The 19,657-nt window shown below is 65.9% G+C and carries 15 protein-coding genes and 1 tRNA gene; 7 read left to right on the plus strand and 9 right to left on the minus strand.

The window, feature by feature from the left end; translation table 11 throughout:
* Positions 1 to 31: 31 nt before the first annotated feature.
* Positions 32 to 637: a YqgE/AlgH family protein gene (locus ACT2BZ_RS13740; protein ID WP_457941315.1), complete on the plus strand. Its 606-nt coding sequence runs from the start codon at positions 32 to 34 to the stop codon at positions 635 to 637.
* Here ACT2BZ_RS13740 and ACT2BZ_RS13745 read toward each other — a convergent pair.
* From ACT2BZ_RS13745 to thrC, 4 genes are read right to left on the minus strand one after another with little or no spacing between them, the layout of a single operon-like run.
* Positions 628 to 3,480: an EAL domain-containing protein gene (locus tag ACT2BZ_RS13745; protein ID WP_457941316.1), complete on the minus strand. Its 2,853-nt coding sequence runs from the start codon at positions 3,478 to 3,480 to the stop codon at positions 628 to 630. The genes ACT2BZ_RS13740 and ACT2BZ_RS13745 overlap by 10 nt on opposite strands.
* Positions 3,481 to 3,518: 38 nt before the next feature.
* A complete protein-coding gene (locus ACT2BZ_RS13750; RefSeq protein ID WP_457935702.1) occupies positions 3,519 to 4,115 on the minus strand; it encodes a GNAT family N-acetyltransferase in 597 nt (198 codons plus the stop codon).
* A 16-nt stretch (positions 4,116 to 4,131) separates the two neighbouring features.
* Positions 4,132 to 5,424: a M16 family metallopeptidase gene (locus ACT2BZ_RS13755; protein WP_457935703.1), complete on the minus strand. Its 1,293-nt coding sequence runs from the start codon at positions 5,422 to 5,424 to the stop codon at positions 4,132 to 4,134.
* Positions 5,425 to 5,439: 15 nt separating this feature from the next.
* The gene (gene thrC, locus ACT2BZ_RS13760; RefSeq protein ID WP_457935704.1) at positions 5,440 to 6,837 is read right to left on the minus strand and encodes a threonine synthase; all 1,398 of its coding nucleotides are present in this window, start codon (positions 6,835 to 6,837) and stop codon (positions 5,440 to 5,442) included.
* Positions 6,838 to 6,966: 129 nt separating this feature from the next.
* Here thrC and ACT2BZ_RS13765 point away from each other — a divergent pair, with 129 nt between their 5' ends.
* Entirely contained in the window at positions 6,967 to 7,551 is a 585-nt protein-coding gene (locus ACT2BZ_RS13765; RefSeq protein ID WP_457935705.1) for a hypothetical protein, read from the plus strand.
* A 12-nt stretch (positions 7,552 to 7,563) separates the two neighbouring features.
* Here the strand turns inward: ACT2BZ_RS13765 and ACT2BZ_RS13770 are convergent, their stop codons facing one another.
* Positions 7,564 to 8,250, minus strand: coding sequence for an HAD family hydrolase (locus ACT2BZ_RS13770; RefSeq protein WP_457935706.1), 687 nt, complete (start codon positions 8,248 to 8,250; stop codon positions 7,564 to 7,566).
* Between the two features lie 165 nt (positions 8,251 to 8,415).
* On the opposite strand from ACT2BZ_RS13770, the gene ACT2BZ_RS13775 reads away from it, so the two are divergent.
* Positions 8,416 to 9,549 (plus strand): DNA methyltransferase, encoded by a 1,134-nt coding sequence (locus tag ACT2BZ_RS13775; protein WP_457935707.1) that lies wholly within the window; start codon positions 8,416 to 8,418, stop codon positions 9,547 to 9,549.
* A gap of 9 nt (positions 9,550 to 9,558) precedes the next feature.
* Here ACT2BZ_RS13775 and ACT2BZ_RS13780 read toward each other — a convergent pair whose 3' ends face one another.
* Both ACT2BZ_RS13780 and mutY read right to left on the minus strand, forming a co-directional pair.
* Positions 9,559 to 10,173, minus strand: a complete 615-nt coding sequence (locus ACT2BZ_RS13780; RefSeq protein ID WP_457935708.1) for an HAD family hydrolase — start codon at positions 10,171 to 10,173, stop codon at positions 9,559 to 9,561.
* Positions 10,170 to 11,297 (minus strand): A/G-specific adenine glycosylase, encoded by a 1,128-nt coding sequence (gene mutY / locus ACT2BZ_RS13785; protein ID WP_457935709.1) that lies wholly within the window; start codon positions 11,295 to 11,297, stop codon positions 10,170 to 10,172. Before mutY ends, ACT2BZ_RS13780 begins: the two co-directional genes overlap by 4 nt.
* A gap of 57 nt (positions 11,298 to 11,354) precedes the next feature.
* Here mutY and ACT2BZ_RS13790 point away from each other — a divergent pair, with 57 nt between their 5' ends.
* The 3 genes from ACT2BZ_RS13790 (at position 11,355) to smc (ending at position 16,228) form a co-directional block, all read left to right on the plus strand.
* Positions 11,355 to 11,861, plus strand: coding sequence for a DUF721 domain-containing protein (locus ACT2BZ_RS13790; RefSeq protein WP_457935710.1), 507 nt, complete (start codon positions 11,355 to 11,357; stop codon positions 11,859 to 11,861).
* Positions 11,862 to 11,995: 134 nt separating this feature from the next.
* Positions 11,996 to 12,715, plus strand: coding sequence for a DsbA family protein (locus ACT2BZ_RS13795; RefSeq protein WP_457935711.1), 720 nt, complete (start codon positions 11,996 to 11,998; stop codon positions 12,713 to 12,715).
* 54 nt (positions 12,716 to 12,769) lie between these two features.
* Positions 12,770 to 16,228: a chromosome segregation protein SMC gene (gene smc / locus ACT2BZ_RS13800; RefSeq protein ID WP_457935712.1), complete on the plus strand. Its 3,459-nt coding sequence runs from the start codon at positions 12,770 to 12,772 to the stop codon at positions 16,226 to 16,228.
* Positions 16,229 to 16,260: 32 nt separating this feature from the next.
* Here the strand turns inward: smc and ACT2BZ_RS13805 are convergent.
* Both ACT2BZ_RS13805 and ACT2BZ_RS13810 read right to left on the minus strand, forming a co-directional pair.
* Positions 16,261 to 16,334, minus strand: a tRNA-Gln gene (locus ACT2BZ_RS13805).
* Positions 16,335 to 16,434: 100 nt separating this feature from the next.
* Complete coding sequence (locus ACT2BZ_RS13810) at positions 16,435 to 16,779, minus strand: VOC family protein (RefSeq protein ID WP_457935713.1); 345 nt, start codon at positions 16,777 to 16,779, stop codon at positions 16,435 to 16,437.
* A gap of 210 nt (positions 16,780 to 16,989) precedes the next feature.
* Between ACT2BZ_RS13810 and ppdK the strand changes: the two genes are divergently transcribed.
* A complete protein-coding gene (ppdK, locus tag ACT2BZ_RS13815; protein WP_457935714.1) occupies positions 16,990 to 19,656 on the plus strand; it encodes a pyruvate, phosphate dikinase in 2,667 nt (888 codons plus the stop codon).
* The last annotated feature ends 1 nt before the right edge of the window (position 19,657 follow it).

The raw sequence follows: 19,657 nt of genomic DNA on the forward strand, positions 1-19,657 counted from the left end.
ACCGCGACCGATATCGCGCTATTTTCAGGCCATGGAGCTCTTGCGGCAAAAGACGTCGGCAACGGCCGGCTTCCTGGAAGACCAGTTTCTCATCGCCATGCCCGGCATGAAGGACGACCGTTTCGCGCGTTCCGTCATCTATGTCTGCGCCCACAGCGACGAGGGCGCCATGGGCCTGATCATCAACCAGACCCAGCAGATGCTGTTTCCCGATCTCCTGGTCCAGCTCGGCATACTCAACGAGCAGGAGGCCATCCGGCTGCCGGCCGAGACGCGCGACTTCGTCGTGCGCAATGGCGGCCCGGTCGATCGCAGCCGCGGCTTCGTGCTGCACTCGGGCGACTACACCGTGGAGTCCTCGCTGCCGGTTTCGGAAGACATCTGTCTGACCGCCACGGTCGACATCCTGCGCGCCATTTCCGCCGGTCGCGGGCCGCGCCTGGCGCTGATGGCGCTGGGTTATTCAGGCTGGGGTGCGGGCCAGCTCGAAGGCGAGATCGCCGAGAACGGCTGGCTGACCTGCCCGGCCAGCCCCGACCTGCTGTTCGATGCCGACATTGACCGCAAGTACGACCGCATCCTCGCCTCGATCGGCATCGACCTCGCTCATTTGAGCAACATGGCCGGTCACGCCTGAGCGAGCGGGTACTGTTCCTTCAGCATCCTGAGCACGGCCTCGCCGGCCACCGGCGCGCCGAACATGAAGCTCTGCACGTATTCGCAGCCCATCTGCCTTAGCTCCAGCGCGTCGTTCTCGTCCGAGATGCCTTCGGCCACGACCGACAGGCCGAGCTCGTGCGCCATGTTGACCATCGACTTGATGAGCACGGCGCGCTTCGGCGTTGAATCGTCGAGGAAGCTCTTGTCGATCTTGATCGTGTCGAAGGGAAAACGCGTCAGGTAGGAGAGCGACGAATAGCCGGTACCGAAATCGTCGAGCGACAGGCCGATGCCGAGCTGCTTCAGCTTGGTCAACACGTGGTTGGTCTGCTCGGGATTGTCCATCACCAGCGACTCGGTCAGCTCGAGCCGGAAGCAGCGCGGCTTCAGGTTGGAGCGCGCCAGCACCGAGCGTACGTCGCTGACCAGGTCGCGCCGGATCAACTGGCGGCTCGACAGGTTGACCGAGACCGACAGCGGCACGTCGCCGATCTGCTTCTGCCAGCCGGCCAGGTCGTCGGCCGCCCGCTGCATCGCGAACAGGCCGAGCGGCACGATCAGGCCGCAGCTTTCAGCGACCGGGATGAAGTCTGACGGCGGGATCGAGCCGCGGCGCGGATGCTCCCAGCGAAGCAGCGCCTCGAAGCCGGCGACGCTGCCGTCCTCGAGCCGGACGATCGGCTGGTAGGCAAGCGTGAATTCCTTGCGCTCGACGGCACGCCTGAGATCGGACTCGAGTTGCAGCCGGTCGGTGCCGACCGAGCGGAAGGCCGGCCGGAACGGCTCGATGCGGTCGCCGCCGAAACGCTTGGCCTGGTGCATGGCAAGCTCGGCGTCCTTGACCATGTCCTCGGCCTGGTTCTGGGCGTTCGTCCAAGTGATCAGGCCGATTGAGGCGGTCAGCACGATCTCGCGCTTGGCGAAGTTGATCGGCGCCTTGATCGCCTGCTTGATGGCGTCGGCCACGCCAGCGATGCGGGCCGGGTCCTGTTCCGACAGCAGCATCAGCGCGAACTGGTCCCCGGCGAAGCGTGACAGCGAATCCTTCGGCTTCAGCAGCCGGTGCAGCCGCCGCGCGATGGTCAAAAGGATGGTGTCGCCGGCCGAGATGCCCAGCCCGTCATTGACCTGCTTGAAGCGGTCGATGTCGATGACGAAGACGGTCGGCTGGATCTTGTCCTCCGACTTGGCGACCGAGATGATCGCCTCCAGCCGGTTCATGAAGAGTTCGCGGTTGGGCAGCCCGGTCAGGTTGTCGTGCACGGCGTCGTGCAGCAGCCGTTCCTCGGCCTTCTTCTGCTCGGTCACGTCGACCATCGTGCCGACGCAGCGGATCACCTCGCCGTCCGAGCCGACGACCGGCCGCGCCCGCAGCTGGAACCAGTGGTAGTGGCCGTCGGCGCCGCGCAGGCGGAAGCTCTGGCTGACGCGCCCGCGGCGGTGCTCCAGCACCACGTCGAGCGTCGTGCGGAACGTGTCGCGGTCGTCGGCATGCAGCGCCGGCAGCCATGTCCGCGCCGGTCCGCCGAGGCTGTTGGGTGCCAGGCCGAGTTGCAGGCTGACATCGGGCTTGGTCACCACGCGGTCGCGCAGCACGTCCCAGTCGAACACGATGTCGCCCGAGCCCGAAACCGCCAGCGCCTGCCGCTCCATGTCGCTGAACAGGCCCTGGTGAAGCGCGCCGCCGGCAAAGGCGTGCTGCATCACCGTGAAGCCGATCAGCAGGATTATGAGGATTAGTCCGCCGCCAAGGGCCGGCTGCACGACGTCGTTGTCGATGACGCCGGTGATCGCCAGCCACGAACCGGTCAGCCAAAGCAGCACCATGACCCAGCTCGGGATCAGCATGATGGCGCGGTCGTAGCCGCGGATGCCGAGCAGAACGATCAGTCCGATGCCTGCAATCGCGGTCGCCGCGAAGGACAGGCGCGCGATGCCCGCCGCCACCGCCGGGTCGATGATCGCGACGCCCGCGATCAGCAGCAGGCCGCAGATCCAGACGAACACGCCATAGCTGAAATGGCCGTGCCAGCGATTGAGGTTGAGATAGGCGAACAGGAACACCACGAAGGTTGCCGCCAGGCCCACTTCGGTACCGGCACGCCAGATCTGCTCGTTGCCGGGCGAGATCTCGATGATCTTGTTGAGGAAGCCGAAATCGACGCTGATATAGGCGAGAACCGCCCATGAGAGCGCCGCCGTGGCCGGGAACATCGACGTTCCCTTGACCACGAACAGGATGGTCAGGAACAGCGCCAGCAGGCCGGCAATGCCGATCACGATGCCGCGGTAAAGCGTGTAGGAATTGACCGAGTCCTTGTAGGGCTCCGGATCCCAAAGATAGACCTGCGGCAGGTTCGGCGAGGCGAGCTCGGCGATGAAGGTGACCACGGTGCCGGGGTTCAGCGTCACCAGGAAGACGTCGGCGTCGGGGCTGGCCTGACGGTCGAGCGCAAAGCCCTCGCTCGGCGTGATGGCCGCGACGCGGCTCGAGCCGAGGTCGGGCCAGAACAGGCCGGAATTCACCAGCCGGAAATGCGGCGCAACGATCAGCCGGTCGAGCTGCTGGTCGGTCGTGTTGGCAAGCGCGAAGACGGCCCAGTCGCCGGTCGAACGCTCGTCATTGGCCTCGACCTCGATGCGCCGAACGATGCCGTCCGGGCCGGGCGCCGTCGATATCTGGAAATTCTCGCCCTGGTTCTGGTAGATCTGCACCGCGCCGGACAGGTCGAGCGCGACGTTGTCGCGCGAAATCTTGATCGGCTCGATGGCCAGCGCCACCGAGGCGGCGCACAGCCAGACGACCAGGACAGTGACCAGACCGAGAACGCATTTCTTGAGGAAGTTGTTCGCCAACGTCAGTCCTTTGCAGTGGCGCTTCGCCGATCTTCGGACACCAGCCCGTACAGGTAGTGGTCCTGCCAGGTTCCGTTGATCTTCAGGTAGGATCGCAACAGCCCTTCGCGCGTAAATCCGGCTTTTTCAAGCACCCGGACCGACCTTGTATTGCCGGGAATACAGGCAGCTTCGACCCTGTGCAACCTGATCGTTTCGAACGCGTGCCGCGAAAGCAGTCCAAGGGCGTCAACCATCAGCCCTTTGCCGGCGTTTTTCTCGCCCAGCCAGTAACCGATATGGCCCGACTGCGCGACGCCGCGCCTGATATTGCCGAGCGTGATGCCGCCGAGCAGGTGGCCTGTCTGCGTGTCGAAAATGAAGAAGGCGATCGCCGTGCCGTCGGCGAAATCCTTGCGATAGCGGTAGAGGCGGTGGCGCCAGGCGGCCTGTCCGAGTTCGTCGGCCGCCCAGCGCGGTTCCCAGGGTTCGAGGAATTGCCGGCTCGCTCCGCGCAGGTCCGCCCATTCGCGATAGTCGCCGCGCACCGGCATGCGCAACGAGACACGCTCGCCTCTCAGTTCTGGTTGATTGGGCTGCAGAAACGAAAGCCCGAACATGCCCCGCGCTCGACTGTCAGACCGCGCGTTTGCGCAGACTCGTTTCTATCCCGGGCAGGGCGTCGCGGATGGCCTCGTAAGGGGCGAGCGAGCCAATGGGTCCGACTGCAGCGATCGTTGGAATGGTCGAAAACAGGCGCGACGACAGGTCGCTCAGCCGGTCGACAGTCAGGGCCGAGAGCCGCTCCATGAGCTCTTCCTTGGCGATCGGACGTCCAAACAGCAGCAGCTGCCGGGCAATCTGGGAAGCGCGGCTGGCGCAGCTTTCCGCCGACATGATCAGGCCGGCGCGGTACTGCGCGCGGGCACGGTCTAGCTCGTCCTGGCCGATGCTTTCGCCGGCCTTCTGCAGCTCGTCGACGATCACCGGGATCAGTTTGGAGATGTCGCTCTGGCCCGTTGCCGAATGAACGCCGAAGATGCCGGTATCCGAAAAGCCCCAGTGGAAGGCATAGACCGAGTAGCAGAGGCCGCGCTTCTCGCGCACTTCCTGGAACAGTCTGGACGACATGCCGCCGCCGAGGATCATCGACAGCACCTGCGAGGCATAGAAGTCACGCACGTGGTAGGCGCGCCCCTCGAAGCCGAGGATGATCTGCGCGTCCATCAGGTCGCGGTTCTCGCGGAAGTCGCCGCCGACATATTGCGCGTAGTTGGGAACGGCGCTCTCGGCCTTCTCGCGGAAGGAGCCGAGGCGCTTCTCGACCTCGCGCACGAAGGCGTCGTGCTTGATGTCTCCGGCGGCCACCACCACCATGCGCTCGGCGCCGTATTGCCGCTCGATATAGTCGTGGATCTGCGCCGAGGTGAACGACCGCACCGTCTCCGGCGTGCCGAGGATGGATCGGCCGATGGTCTGGTGGCGGTAGGCGGTCTCGGTAAACTTGTCGAAGACGACGTCGTCGGGCGTGTCGTGCGCGGCGCCGATCTCCTGCAGGATGACGTTCTGCTCGCGCTCCAGCTCGTCTGGATCAAAGCGCGATTGCGTCAGGATGTCGGACAGGATGTCGACGGCCAGCGGGACGTCGTCGCGCAGCACGCGGGCATAGTAGGCAGTCGTCTCGACGCTGGTGGCGGCGTTGATCTCGCCGCCGACATTCTCGATGTCCGATGCAATCTGGAAGGCGGTTCGCCTGGCCGTTCCCTTGAACGCCATGTGCTCCAGCAGGTGCGCCATGCCGTGTTCGTTGTCGCGCTCGTTACGGGCTCCGGACTTGATCCAGACACCCAGGGCGACAGACTCCATGCTCGGAAGGGTTTCGGTCGCGACTGTCAGGCCGTTCGACAGACGGCTTACCTCAACACCCATACGGACAATTACTCCCTAGCGTGCCGCTCGCGCATGGCGGCTGATGTGATCTTCCAACATTTTCAGATCGGATGGAAGTACCGTGAACCTTTCCTTGGCGCTCATCAAGTCCGCAAGTCGCGCAGGCAACGCGGGACGCACGCCGCAGGCGGCTTCCACCGAGGCCGGGAACTTCGCCGGATGGGCGGTTGCCAGCACGATCATCGGCGTCTCGCCGGCAATGTTCTGGCGCGCCACGTGCACCGCCGTCGCGGTATGCGGGTCGAGCAGGTAGCCGTTCGAGGACAGCAACGAGCGAATTGTGGCTGCCGCCTCGTCGGCCGTCGCACGCCCAGCGTCGAAATCGGCGCGGATCCGAGACAGCGTGGCCTCCTCGATGGTGAAACCGCCTGACTGGCCAAGGCTCGCCATGTAGGCGCGCACCGTGGCCGCGTTGCGTTCTCCGGCCTCGAACAGCAGGCGCTCGAAATTCGACGATACCTGGATGTCCATCGACGGCGATGTCGTCTCGACCACGCCCTTGGTGCGGTATTCGCCGGAGGCCAGGGTGCGCGCCAGAATGTCGTTGTCGTTCGTGGCGATCACCAGCCGGTCGATCGGCAGGCCCATGCGCTTTGCGGCATAGCCGGCGAAGATGTCGCCGAAGTTCCCGGTCGGCACGGTAAAGGACACCGGGCGGTCGGGGCTGCCGAGCGAAATCGCAGACGAGAAGAAATAGACGATCTGGGCCATGATACGGGCCCAGTTGATCGAGTTGACGCCGGACAGCGCCACCCGGTCGCGGAAGCCATGGTTGTTGAACATGCCCTTCACCAGTGCCTGGCAGTCGTCGAAATTGCCTTCGACGGCCAGGGCGTGGACGTTCGTGGCGGTCGACGTCGTCATCTGGCGCCGCTGCACATCCGAAACCTTGCCGTACGGATAGAGGATGAAGATGTCGGTGCGGTCGCGGCCGGCAAACGCGTCGATTGCGGCACCACCGGTGTCGCCCGACGTGGCGCCCGCGATCGTCGCATGCTGGCCGCGCTCGGCCAGGATGTGGTCCATCAGCCGCGCCAGGAGTTGCATGGCCACGTCCTTGAAGGCCAGCGTCGGGCCGTGGAAGAGTTCCAGAACGAATGTGTTCGGACCGCTCTGCACCAGCGGACAGACCGCATCGTGGTGGAAGGTCGCGTAGGCCTCGCGCACCAACCTTTCGAAGACGTCCGTCGAAATCTCGCCGCCCAGGAAAGGCGTCAGCAGCCGGATGGCGAGGTCGGGATAGGAAAGGCCGCGCATGGCGCGCAGATCGGCCGGGCTGTACTGCGGCCATTGCTTCGGTACGTAGAGGCCGCCGTCCCGGGCGAGACCCGCGAGGAGCGCGTCCGAGAAACCGAGTTCCGGAGCCTCGCCCCGCGTACTGATATAGTGCATGCTCAATGGTCCCTGACGTGGAAGCGGACCCGCGGCGCGCGAGCCTGCGAAATTGTGCGAACCGTCAGTCGCATTTTTGCCCGGCGGTTGCTATAGAGCGGCGGCTTTTCGGAAGGGAAATCTGGGTTCATGACGCGTCGATCAAATTTCGGTCGTTTTCTGACGGCTTTCGCCGTCGCCGGCTTTATCCTGGGCGTCGCTGGATGTCAGTCGGGCGGCGGCGCCAATATTCTCAAGCTGGGGGCCAAGGAGAAGAAGGCGGAGCCGGAACCCGGCAAGATCCTTGCCAGCGACCTGCTAGGCTATTGTCCCAAGGTGTCGATCAGGGAGGACACCGGCTTCTTCAACAAATACGCCAAGGGCGGCGAGGACGATCCCGCCCAGCTGATCTATCAGGGCTCTCTTACCGATGTCACCCGCGATTGCACGCGATCTGGCGGCATCCTGACCATGAACATCGGCGTTGCCGGCCGCGTCGTGCCCGGCCCGGCCAGCACCGGCGGCACGATTACCATGCCGATCCGCATTGCGGTTACGCGCGGCGACGAGGTGCTCTACTCCCAACTGCACAACTACCAGACGACGCTTGGCGCCAACGCCACGCAGTTCGTGCTGAACGATCCCAACGTGCAGGTGCCGATCCCGGCCGAGCGCAGCCTGCAGGTCTTTGCCGGCTTCGACGAGGGACCGACAAAGAAGAAGACCGCCGAATAGTGCTGGGACGCGTCAGGCGTCTTCCGACCACTCCGACAGCGCGGCGACGACGCCCGGGAAGTCGGCCCAGCGCCTGATCACGGTTTCGGCGCCGGTCTCGGTCAGCACGTCGGCATGGCCGGGGTAGCTGTGCGCGGCGCCGGTGAAGCCGATCACGCGCATGTTGGCCTGCCGGGCACCGGCTATCCCGTGTACGGAATCCTCGACCACGAAAGTTCGGGCCGGATCGGCACCCAGCGTCTGGGCGGCATGCAGGAAGACATCGGGCGCCGGCTTCGGCTTCTTGGTCGGCGTGTCGAGGGACGAGAACAGGCGGCCGGCGAAGAACGGCATGAGGCCGGTCTTGGTCAGCATCATCTCGAGTCTCTCGCTGCTGGAATTGGAGCAGATACAGCGATTGGGCACGCTGGCGACGGCCTCGTGCGCTCCTTCGATAGCACGCACATTGGCTTTCAGCCTGCGGTCGACCAGCGCCTCGGCCTGGTCGATCAGCGACGCCTGGAACGGTATTGCAGCCTTCTCCTCGATCCTCAGCATGATGTCGCTGAAGGTCAGGCCGGCATAGAGTTCCGAGATCTCCTCGCCGGTGATCGGATAGCCCGCCGCAGTCAGCAGTTCGGCCTCAGCGGCGGCCGCAATGACTTCGCTGTCGACGAGAACGCCGTCGCAATCGAAAATGATGAGATCTGGCTGCGGCATGGAATTCCACGGTTGCTGGGGTTGGCCCGGCGGACGGCGCCGGAGGTGCCGCGCAATACACGATGGCGCCGTGCTCGGCAAATCCGGTTGGCCGCTTCACTAAATATTTACGCTAAACGGTAACCATAACGGGAAGTGAACAGTAACGCGTAACCGGGTGCCAGAATGTCTGCAGCAGCGCTTCTCGACGATGAATCCTCCATTGTCGCACAGCCGAAATGGCTGAACACCATTCTCAAGGGCGACTGCGTCGCCGCGCTGGAAACGCTTCCCGACAAGTCCGTCGACGTCATCTTCGCCGATCCGCCCTACAACCTTCAGCTTGAAGGCGAACTGTTCCGGCCGGACCAGTCGAAGGTCGATGCGGTCGACGACCACTGGGACCAGTTCGACAGCTTCGCCGCTTACGACGCCTTCACCCGAGCCTGGCTGCTGGCGGCGCGCCGCGTGCTCAAGCCCAACGGCACGATCTGGGTCATCGGCTCCTACCACAACATCTTCCGCGTCGGCGCCAGCCTGCAGGATCTGGGCTTCTGGATCCTCAACGACGTCGTCTGGCGCAAGACCAACCCGATGCCCAATTTCCGCGGCCGTCGCTTCCAGAACGCACACGAGACCATGATCTGGGCGTCGCGCGACCAGAAGGGCAAGGGCTACACCTTCAACTATGATGCGCTGAAGGCGTCGAACGACGACGTGCAGATGCGCTCCGACTGGCTGTTTCCGATCTGCACCGGCAATGAGCGGCTGAAGAACGAAAAGGGCGACAAGCTTCACCCGACGCAGAAGCCCGAGGCGTTGCTTGCCCGCGTCATGCTGGCCTCGACCAAGCCGGGCGACGTCGTGCTCGATCCCTTCTTCGGCTCAGGCACCACCGGCGCTGTGGCCAAGCGGCTTGGCCGCAACTTCGTCGGCGTCGAGCGCGAGCAGGCCTACATCGATGCCGCCAACGAGCGCATCGATGGGGTCCGCCCGATGAACCTCGCCGATCTCGAGGGCATGCCGAGCAAGCGGGCAGAGCCGCGCGTCGCCTTTGTCAGCCTTCTCGATGCCGGCGTCATGAAGCCGGGCACCATGCTCTACGATTCCAAGAAGCGCTGGGCCGCGCGGGTACGCGCCGACGGCACGCTGGCGGTCGGCGACACGGCCGGCTCGATCCACAAGGTCGGCGCCGTGGTGCAGGGGCTGGACGCCTGTAACGGCTGGACTTTCTGGCATTACGAGCGCAGCGGCGGTCTCACCCAGATCGACGAACTCCGGCGCATCGCACGCCTCGGCATGGAGCGCGCCGGCGCCTGACGCCGGCCGCTAGCGGACGCGGATTCCGAACCGCTCGAGATCGTTCTCGAGGGCGGTAGCGTCGGTGAACAGCACCGCCTGCCACCCGGCCTCACGGGCGGCGTCGACATTCTTCTGGCTGTCGTCGATGAACAGGGTGGCCGCCGGTTCGAGCCCGAACGAGCGGACATGGTGGTCGTAGATGACACGGTCGGGCTTGATCGCCTTGATCTCGCCCGACACGGTGATGCCGCGCGGCTTTTCGAGAAACGGGTAGCGGATGCGCGCCTCGGCGAAGGTGTCGGCGGCCCAGTTGGTCAGCAGCGTGACGTCATGCCCGTCGTCGATCAGCCGCTCCATCAGGGCGACGCTGTCGTCATAGGCATGCGGCACCATCTCGTGCCAGTAGCGTCGGAAATTGCGAATGTTTTCAGCATGATCGGGGTGGACAGCCAGGAGCTCGGCTTCCGCCTCCTCCCATGACCGGCCGCGGTCCTGCTCGATGTTCCAGGGCGAGGTGCAGACATTCTCGAAGAACCACCTGCGCTCCTGCTCGTCGGGAATGAGCCGCAGGAACGGCAGTTCGGCGTCGTAATGGATCAATACCCGGCCGATGTCGAAAACGATGTGGTGGATCTCGCTCATGCCTTGTCTCCTGGTCGTGGCGCCCTGGTCGCGCCGGGTATCGCTGTTTCGATGACTTTCTTCATGACCGTTGGCAGCGCCTCGCCGTGCAGGGTGGAAGCGGGCGACCAGCGGTGTCCGTCAAGCACCGGCCCGCCCGAAACCTTGGCCAGAAAGACCTCCAGTTCGAGCGAAAAATGCGTGAAAACATGGCTGATCTGGCCGGCTCTCCGCCAGTTCGCCGGAAAAGGGGCTGCTTTCTCCGTCGTTTCGCCGTCGAACCGTGCCGTCCAGCCTGTCGTCGGCACCTCGCTCATGCCGCCGAGCAATCCGCGCTCGGGACGCGTCCTCAGAAGCACCGACCCGTCATCGCGCTGGGCGACAAAGGCGGCCCCCCGGCGCAGCGGCTTGTCGGCCTTGGGCGCCTTGATCGGCAGCAGCTCGGGATCGCCCTCGACGAGAGCCAGGCAGGCCGACCGCAGCGGGCAGAGCATGCAGCGCGGCCGCCGTGGCGTGCAGATCGTCGCGCCGAGATCCATCATCGCCTGGGCGAAGTCGCCGGGACGCTGTCCGGGCACGAGTTTTTCGAGCAGCCCGCGGATTTCGGGCTTTGCCTCGGGCAGCGGAACGCGGATCGCAAACAGCCGCGCCATGACGCGCTCGACATTGCCGTCCATCACGGCGGCCGGCCGGTCGAAGGCGATCGCGGCGATCGCGGCGGCCGTGTAGGCGCCGATGCCCGGCAACTCACGCAGGCCGGCCTCGCTGTCGGGGAAGCCCGCGCCAGGCAATGAGGCGACGAGGTCGGCGCATTTCTTGAGGTTGCGCGCGCGCGAATAGTAGCCGAGCCCGGCCCAGGCCTTCATGACTTCCTCGGTGTCGGCTGCGGCGAGGGACGATACGTCCGGCCACTTGTCGACGAATTTCTGGAAATAGGGTTTGACCGTCTCGACGGTGGTCTGCTGCAGCATGACCTCGGAGAGCCAGACGCGGTAGGGATCGGGTCGCGCGCCGGATTTCAGCGCGGCCGGCGCGACGCGCCACGGCAGTTCGCGATGCTGCGCGTCGTACCAGTCGAGGAGCCGGGCGGCGACGCTGCCGGCTTCACCCGGCGTCGCCGGTAAATCGGCAGCGGCGGGTGCCATTGCTCCCGGCTTTGGCCTATGGTGGGTTCTCTTCTGAGCGGGCATTGGAAAACGCACATGGCAGGGAAATCGGCCAACCGCAATCCTGTTGCGATAAGCGATCTCGCAACCGCGATCCTCGACCCGGTGCTGCGCAAGCGCGCCGGCATTTCGATCGGGCTGGTGCAGTCGTGGGACGAGATCGCGGGCCCGCGTCTCGCCAGCCGCTCGCGCCCGGAAAAAATCCAGTGGCCGCGCCGCGCGCATGAGGACGACCCGTTCGAGCCGGCAACCCTGGTGATCGCCTGCGAGGGGGCTGCAGCGCTCTACCTGCAGCACGAGACGGGTGAGATCATCGGCCGGGTGAACGCGTTTCTGGGCTTTGCGGCGATCGGCAGGATCAAGATCGTGCAGAAGCCGGTGTCCTCGGGCGCCCACAAGGCAAGGCCGGAGCCGCGGCCGCTGTCGCCGGCCGAGAAGTCGAAGATTACCGGCACCGTAGGCAAGATCGAGGATGACGGGCTGCGCGCCTCGCTGGAGCGGCTTGGCGCCACGATCCTCGCCAGCCGCAAGCCCGGAACGTGAGGCCGCCTCTCGCTTTCGTGAACGGCTGCGTGGCTTTGCGGGTTGGATTGGGGACGCGGATGCCCTAATTCGCGCCAAGTCTCGCTTTCTGGTGCCCAGACATTGCAAGATAACTCCACAATCAGGTGATTCGCATGATCCGTCCCTTGTCCCGCAGAACAGTCCTCTCGTCCCTGCTCGCCGTGCCTGCGGGCCTGGTCGTGGCGGCATGCAGCGATTCAAGCGACAAGGCTATGGCCGAGACGCCGGAGGCACCGGCCGAACCTGCAGCCGCCGCCGCGCCCGCGGTAGAAGCGCCCAAGTCGCAGGGCTCGGTCAACATGGCCAAGTTGCTCGAGGAAGGCGCGCTGCCGGACCAGGTGCTCGGCAATGCCGACGCGCCGGTGACGATCGTTGAATATGCCTCGATGACTTGCCCGCACTGCGCGCATTTCCACGAGACGACGCTGCCCGAGCTGAAGAAGAAGTATCTCGACACCGGCAAGGCCCGTCTGATCCTGCGCGAGTTTCCCTTCGACCCGCGCGCCGAGGCCGGCTTCATGCTGGCGCGCTGCTCCGGCGACAAGTATTTTCCAATGGTCGACGTGCTGTTCAAGCAGCAGCAGAACTGGGCTTCGGTGCAGAATGCGAAGGATGCGCTGCTGCAAATCTCGAAACTGGCCGGTTTTTCACAGGAGTCCTTTGAGGCCTGCTTGACGGACCAGAAACTTCTGGACGATGTGAGATCGGTGCAAAAACGCGGTGCAGATGAATTCAAGGTGGATTCCACGCCAACCTTCTTCATCAACGGCAATACCTATAAGGGGGCACTGACGATTGAGGAAATGTCGGCGATCATCGACGGCATGCTCTGACGCTTTCGCCGCGAGCGGGAAGGCGCGCTTCGGCGCGCCCGCGGACCCGCGCCGATGAAATTCTCCCGTCTCCGCCTTCTCGGATTCAAATCCTTCGTCGAACCCGGCGAATTCGTCATTGAACGCGGCCTGACCGGCATCGTCGGTCCGAACGGCTGCGGCAAGTCCAATCTCGTCGAAGCGCTGCGCTGGGTCATGGGCGAAAGCTCATACAAGAACATGCGCGCCTCGGGCATGGACGACGTGATCTTTTCCGGCTCTGGCACACGGCCGGCGCGCAACACCGCCGAAGTCACGCTCTTCCTCGACAATAGCGACCGCACCGCACCGGCCGCCTTCAACGACGCCGACGAGCTGCAGGTGTCGCGCCGCATCGAGCGCGAGGCGGGCTCCGTCTACCGCATCAACGGCAAGGACGCGCGCGCCAAGGACGTGCAGCTTCTGTTCGCCGACCAGTCGACCGGTGCCCGTTCGCCCTCGATGGTCGGGCAGGGGCGCATCGGCGAGCTGATCCAGGCAAAGCCGCAGGCGCGCCGCGCGCTCCTGGAAGAGGCGGCCGGCATTTCCGGCCTGCACACGAGGCGCCACGAGGCCGAACTCAGGCTGCGCGCCGCCGAACAGAACCTAGAGCGCCTCGACGACGTCGTCGGTGAACTGGAGAGCCAGATCGAGAGCCTGAAGCGCCAGTCGCGCCAGGCTTCGCGCTTCAAGAACCTGTCGGCCGATATCCGCAAGGCGGAAGCGACGCTGCTTCACCTGCGCTGGTCGGTCGCCAAGACGCAGGAGGCCGAGGCTCAGTCAGCGCTTGCCGCCGCGACCTCGCTGGTCGGCGAGCGCGCCAACGCGCAGATGGGCGCGGCCAAGGAACAGGCGGTCGGCGCCCACCGCCTGCCGGAACTGCGCGACGCGGAAGCCGCGGCGGCCGCAGCCTTCCAGCGCCTTTCGATCGCCAAGTCGCAGATCGAGGAAGAGGCCGAGCGTGTCCGCGCCCGCCATGCCGAACTGTCCCGGCGCCTGCAACAGCTCGACGCCGACATCACCCGCGAGGAGCAGATGGTGCGCGACAATGCGGGCATCCTGGAGCGCCTCGACGCCGAGGAAGCAACGCTGAAGTGGGAAAACGCCTCCTCGCTGGAGCGCGAGACGGCGACCCGCGAAGCGCTCGACACGGCGGTTGCCACGCTGAAGGTCAGCGAGGCGGCGCTCGAGCAGCTGACAGCGCAGCGCGCGGAGGCCGTGGCGACACGAAACCAGCTTGAACGCCGGTTGCAGGAGACCTCGGAACGGCGAGACCGGCTGGAAAAACAGCTAGCAACCGTCGAGGCCGAAACGGCAGAGATCGCTGCGAAGATGGCGAGCCTTGCCGATCCGGCGGAGAAGAAGCAGCTCGCTGACGCCGCCCAGGCGGCGCTGGAGACGGCCGAGGCGCAGGCAGGCCAGGCCGAACAGGCGGTCGCCGCGGCGCGCAGTGCCGAAAATGCCGCTCGCCCGCCGGTTCAGGAAGCCAAGGCGGAACTGGCGCGGATCGAGACTGAAGCGCGCACGCTGGCCAAGATATTGAATGCCGCCACCGGCGACCTGTTTCCGGCCGTGCTGGAGCAGATCTCGGTCGACCGCGGCTTCGAGACGGCGCTGGGTGCAGCGCTTGGCGAAGACCTTGATGCAGCGCTCGACCGTGCGGCGCCGGTACATTGGGGCGAAGCCGAAAGACTGGCCGACGACCCGGCGCTGCCGGACGGGGTGCGCAGCCTGGCAGAGGTGGTGCGGGCGCCGCGCCAGCTTGCCCGCCGGCTGGCGCAGATCGGCATTGTCGATGAGGCGGACGGCCGACGTGTGCAGTCGCTTCTGAAGCCCGGCCAGCGGTTGGTCAGCAAGCAGGGCGGGTTGTGGCGCTGGGACGGCCTGACGGCCAGCGCCGATGCCCCGACCGCCGCCGCCCAGCGGCTGGCGCAGAAAAACCGGCTTGTCGAACTCGACGCCGAGGCGGTGGCCGCAACCCAGAAATTGCGCGAGGCCGAGGCCAGGCAGGCGACCGCCGAGGCGGCGCTGCGCGAGCATGTTGCCGCTGAAGCGGCGGCGCGCCAGGCCTGGCGCGATGCGCAGCGCGCCGTCGGCGAGGCGAGGGACGCGCTGGCCAGGGCCGAGAAGGCCGCCGGCGAACTGGCCGGACGGCGCACCGCGCTCGGCGAGACCCGCACGCGCATCGGCGACGACCTGCGCGAGGCGAATGTCGCTTTCGCCGAAGCTGAGACGCAGCTCGAAACCGCGCCGGACCTCGGCGACCTGCGCGCAAGGCTCGACACGCTGTCGGGCCAGGTGGGGCGCGACCGCACCGCGCTTGCCGACGCGCGCGCCGTTCATGAGGGCCTGCGGCGCGAGACGGAAGCCAGGGCGCGTAGGCTCGAGGCGATTGGCGGCGACCGGCTGGCCTGGACGCTGCGCGCCGAGAACGCCGCGACCCAGATCGCCTCGCTCGGCGCCCGCCGCGTCGAGGCCGCGGCGGAAGTGGAAAAGCTCGCCGAGGCACCGGACGAGATCGACGCCAAGCGCCGCGCGCTGCTGACGCAGCTCTCGGAAGCCGAGCGGCTGCGCAAGGAGGCGGCCGACAGGCTGCAGGTGGCCGAGACCTGGCAGGCCGAACTCGACAAGGCGGCAACCGGCGCCATCCAGGCGCTGTCTGAATCGCGCGAGCAGCGGGCACGCGCCGAGGAACGGCTGAGCGCCGCCGACGAGCGGCGCCGCGAGGCCGAGGCGCGCATCCATGAGACGCTGAACACGCCGCCGCATCTGGCGATCCGCCAGACGGGGCTCGAAACCGACAGCCCGATGCCCGACATGGCCGAGATCGAGCGGCGGCTCGACCGGCTGAAGATCGAGCGCGAGCGGCTCGGCGCCGTCAACCTGCGCGCCGAGGAAGAGCAGCGCGAGCTGTCGGAGCGGCTTGAGACGATCGTTTCGGAACGCGAGGACATCATCGAGGCGATCCGCAAGCTGCGCCAGGCAATCCAGAGCCTCAACCGAGAGGGCCGCGAGCGGCTGCTCGCCGCCTTCGAGGTCGTCAATGGCCATTTCCAGAAGCTGTTCTCGCATCTCTTCGGCGGCGGCACGGCAGAACTGCAGCTGATCGAGTCCGACGATCCGCTGGAGGCCGGGCTCGAGATTCTCGCCCGCCCGCCCGGCAAGAAGCCGCAGACGATGACGCTGCTTTCGGGCGGCGAGCAGGCGCTGACGGCGATGGCGCTGATCTTCGCGGTGTTCCTGACCAACCCGGCGCCGATCTGCGTCCTCGACGAGGTCGATGCGCCGCTCGACGACCACAATGTCGAGCGCTTCTGCAACCTGATGGACGAGATGGCTCAGTCGACCGAGACGCGCTTCGTCATCATCACGCACAACCCGATCACCATGGCGCGCATGAACCGGCTGTTCGGCGTGACGATGGCAGAGCAGGGCGTCAGCCAGCTCGTGTCGGTCGATCTCGATACCGCCGAGCAGCTGCGCGAAGCGAGCTAGAAACCGGGAAAGCCGCCGGGCTTGCGAGGCACTGGCTGGGGCGCCTGGATTCGAACCAGGGATGGCGATACCAAAAACCGCTGCCTTACCGCTTGGCTACGCCCCATGAATCGACGCTGTGTCGAGTTCAGCGGCCTTATATTCAGTGTGATCGAAAAGCACAATCGCGAGAAGGGCCACGCACAGTTTTGCGTGGCCCCGTGCGGCTACGTGCCCCAGACGGCGAGCTCGTTGCCGGCGGGGTCGGTGAAATGGAAGCGCCGGCCGCCGGGAAACGGGAAGATCGGTTTCACGATATGGCCGCCGGCGGCTTCGACCGCGGCGAGCGTCTCGTCGAGGTTTTCCGAATAGAGCACCGGCAGCGGTCTTGCCGGCGCCTCGGACGCCTCGGCCTGGAAGCCGCCCTCGAGCCCTTCGTCGAAGGCCGAATAGGTCGGGCCGTAGTCGGTGAAGGACCATGAGAAAGCGGTGCTGTAGAACGCCTTGACGGTGTCGAGCGTGCCGCCCGCGGCGGGCAGTTCGAGATAGTCGAGCTTGCCGGTCTGTTTCATCGTCGCCTCCTGTTCATGGTATGTTCTAGCGCTAAGCGGCGATGCAAGCAAGAGAGGGTGGCAAGCCGGAAAAGCCATCCGGCCTAATCGATTGTAGAGCCGGTTCACCTTCCGCCGGGTTGCCTTTTGCAGTGCAGCATTCTATCGCTCGGCCACCGAGCGCGGTTGCAGCCACGCGGCCACCGCCGGAGCGAGCAAGAAGGGGCCGGCATGACCAAGTGGGTCTACAGCTTTGGAGATGGCGCCGCCGAGGGACAGGCCGGCGACCGCAACCTGCTCGGAGGCAAGGGCGCAAACCTCGCCGAGATGTGCCGCCTCGGCCTGCCGGTACCGCCCGGTTTCACCGTCACCGCCGATCTCTGCAACTGGTACTATTCGAACGGGAAGGTCTATCCGGGCGACCTTGCCGAACAGGTCTCCAGGGCGCTCGACCATGTCGGCAGCCTGGCCGGCAGGCGCTTCGGCGATCCCGAAAAGCTGCTGCTTGTCTCGGTGCGCTCGGGCGCGCGCGCCTCGATGCCCGGCATGATGGACACGGTGCTGAACCTTGGCCTGAACGACGAGACGGTGAAGGCGCTGGCGCAGGATTCCGGCGACGCGCGTTTTGCCTATGACAGCTACCGCCGCTTCATCCAGATGTATTCCGACGTCGTCATGGGCCTCGAGCATGAGGTCTTCGAGGAGATTCTGGAAGAGGAGAAGGCGCGCCTCGGCCACGAGCTCGACACCGACCTGTCGGCCGACGAATGGCAGGAGGTTATCGGCCTCTACAAGGCCAAGGTCGAGGAAGAACTGGAAAGACCCTTTCCGCAGGACCCGCAGGAGCAGCTCTGGGGCGCCATCGGCGCCGTGCTGGCGAGCTGGATGAATCCGCGCGCCATCACCTACAGGCGGCTGCACGACATTCCCGAGAGCTGGGGCACCGCCGTCAACGTGCAGGCCATGGTGTTCGGCAACATGGGCGAGACCTCGGCGACGGGCGTCGCCTTCACGCGCAACCCGTCGACCGGCGAGAAGATGCTTTATGGCGAGTTCCTGGTGAACGCGCAGGGCGAAGACGTGGTGGCCGGCATCCGCACGCCGCAGAACATCACCGAGGCGGCGCGCATCGCTGCCGGTTCCGACAAGCCGTCGCTGCAGAAGATTATGCCCGAGGCTTTCGCCTCCTTCGTCGCCATTTCGGATCGGCTGGAGCGCCATTACCGCGACATGCAGGATCTCGAATTCACCATCGAGCGCGGCAAGCTGTGGATGCTGCAGACGCGCTCAGGCAAGCGCACGGCCAAGGCAGCGCTGAAGGTGGCGGTCGACATGGCGGCCGAGGGGTTGATCACCAAGGAAGAGGCGGTGGCCCGCATCGACCCGGGCTCGCTCGACCAGCTGTTGCACCCGACCATCGACCCGGCCGCGGCGCGCGACGTCATCGCCATCGGCCTGCCGGCCTCGCCTGGCGCGGCGACCGGCGAGATCGTGTTCTCCTCGCAGGAGGCCGAGGAAATGAAGGCCGCCGGCCGCAAGGTGATCCTGGTGCGTGTCGAGACCAGCCCGGAGGACATTCACGGCATGCATGCCGCCGAGGGCATTCTGACGACGCGCGGCGGCATGACCAGCCACGCCGCCGTGGTGGCGCGCGGCATGGGCAAGCCCTGCGTTTCGGGCGCCGGTTCGCTGCGCGTCGACTACCGCACCGGCCAGCTTTCGGTGATGGGCAAGACGCTGAAGAAGGGCGACATCATCACCATCGACGGCGCCAATGGCCAGGTGCTGATGGGGGCGGTCGCCATGCTGCAGCCGGAACTGTCCGGCGATTTCGCCTCGATCATGGAATGGGCTGACGGCATCCGCCGCATGAAGGTGCGCACCAATGCCGACACGCCGGCCGATGCGCGCATGGCGCGCTCTTTCGGCGCCGAGGGCATCGGGCTCTGCCGCACCGAGCACATGTTCTTCGAGGGCGTCAGGATCGCCGCGATGCGCGAGATGATCGTCTCCGACACCGAGGAGCAGAGGCGCAAGGCGCTGGCCAAGCTCTTGCCGATGCAGCGCTCGGACTTTCTTGAGCTGTTCGAGATCATGGCTGGCCTGCCGGTGACGATCCGCCTGCTCGACCCGCCGCTGCACGAATTCCTGCCCAAGACGGAAGAGGAGATCGCCGAGGTCGCCGCCGCCATGGGCGTGCCGGCCGAGAAGCTGCGCCAGCGCACCGAGGCGCTGCACGAGTTCAACCCGATGCTCGGCCATCGCGGCTGCCGGCTGGCGGTGTCCTATCCGGAGATCGCGGAGATGCAGACGCGCGCCATCGTCGAGGCGGCGATCGAGGCGGGCAGGAAGACCGGCAGCCCGGTGGTGCCCGAGATCATGGTGCCGCTGGTCGGGCTGAAGAAGGAGCTCGATTTCGTCAAGGCGCGTATCGATGCCGTGGCCAAGGCCGTGATGGAAGAGGCGGGTGTGACCATCGACTACCTGACCGGCACGATGATCGAGTTGCCGCGCGCCGCCCTGCGCGCCCATGTGATCGCCGAGACGGCCGAATTCTTTTCCTTCGGCACCAACGACCTGACGCAGACGACCTTCGGCATCTCGCGCGACGATGCCGCGGCCTTCCTGGAGACCTACAGGATGAAGGGCATCATCGAGCGCGACCCCTTCGTGACGATCGACATTGACGGCGTCGGCGAACTGGTGCGCATGGCCGCCGAAAAGGGCCGCGCGACGCGACCCGACATCAAGCTCGGCATCTGCGGCGAGCACGGCGGCGACCCCGCCTCGATCGGCTTCTGCGAGGAGGTCGGGCTGGACTACGTGTCGTGCTCGCCCTACCGCGTGCCGATCGCCAAACTGGCGGCCGCCCAGGCGGCGGTCAAGAAGGGCGTCTAGG

Source organism: Mesorhizobium sp. 10J20-29, assembly GCF_054130485.1.

Coding starts and splice junctions, on each gene's coding strand:
- ACT2BZ_RS13740 (WP_457941315.1), top strand. CDS start 32: ATGGAGCTCTTGCGGCAAAAGACGTCGGCAACGGCCGGCTTCCTGGAA.
- ACT2BZ_RS13750 (WP_457935702.1), bottom strand. CDS start 4,115: ATGTTCGGGCTTTCGTTTCTGCAGCCCAATCAACCAGAACTGAGAGGC.
- ACT2BZ_RS13755 (WP_457935703.1), bottom strand. CDS start 5,424: ATGGGTGTTGAGGTAAGCCGTCTGTCGAACGGCCTGACAGTCGCGACC.
- thrC (WP_457935704.1), bottom strand. CDS start 6,837: ATGCACTATATCAGTACGCGGGGCGAGGCTCCGGAACTCGGTTTCTCG.
- ACT2BZ_RS13765 (WP_457935705.1), top strand. CDS start 6,967: ATGACGCGTCGATCAAATTTCGGTCGTTTTCTGACGGCTTTCGCCGTC.
- ACT2BZ_RS13770 (WP_457935706.1), bottom strand. CDS start 8,250: ATGCCGCAGCCAGATCTCATCATTTTCGATTGCGACGGCGTTCTCGTC.
- ACT2BZ_RS13775 (WP_457935707.1), top strand. CDS start 8,416: ATGTCTGCAGCAGCGCTTCTCGACGATGAATCCTCCATTGTCGCACAG.
- ACT2BZ_RS13780 (WP_457935708.1), bottom strand. CDS start 10,173: ATGAGCGAGATCCACCACATCGTTTTCGACATCGGCCGGGTATTGATC.
- mutY (WP_457935709.1), bottom strand. CDS start 11,297: ATGGCACCCGCCGCTGCCGATTTACCGGCGACGCCGGGTGAAGCCGGC.
- ACT2BZ_RS13790 (WP_457935710.1), top strand. CDS start 11,355: ATGGCAGGGAAATCGGCCAACCGCAATCCTGTTGCGATAAGCGATCTC.
- ACT2BZ_RS13795 (WP_457935711.1), top strand. CDS start 11,996: ATGATCCGTCCCTTGTCCCGCAGAACAGTCCTCTCGTCCCTGCTCGCC.
- smc (WP_457935712.1), top strand. CDS start 12,770: ATGAAATTCTCCCGTCTCCGCCTTCTCGGATTCAAATCCTTCGTCGAA.
- ACT2BZ_RS13810 (WP_457935713.1), bottom strand. CDS start 16,779: ATGAAACAGACCGGCAAGCTCGACTATCTCGAACTGCCCGCCGCGGGC.
- ppdK (WP_457935714.1), top strand. CDS start 16,990: ATGACCAAGTGGGTCTACAGCTTTGGAGATGGCGCCGCCGAGGGACAG.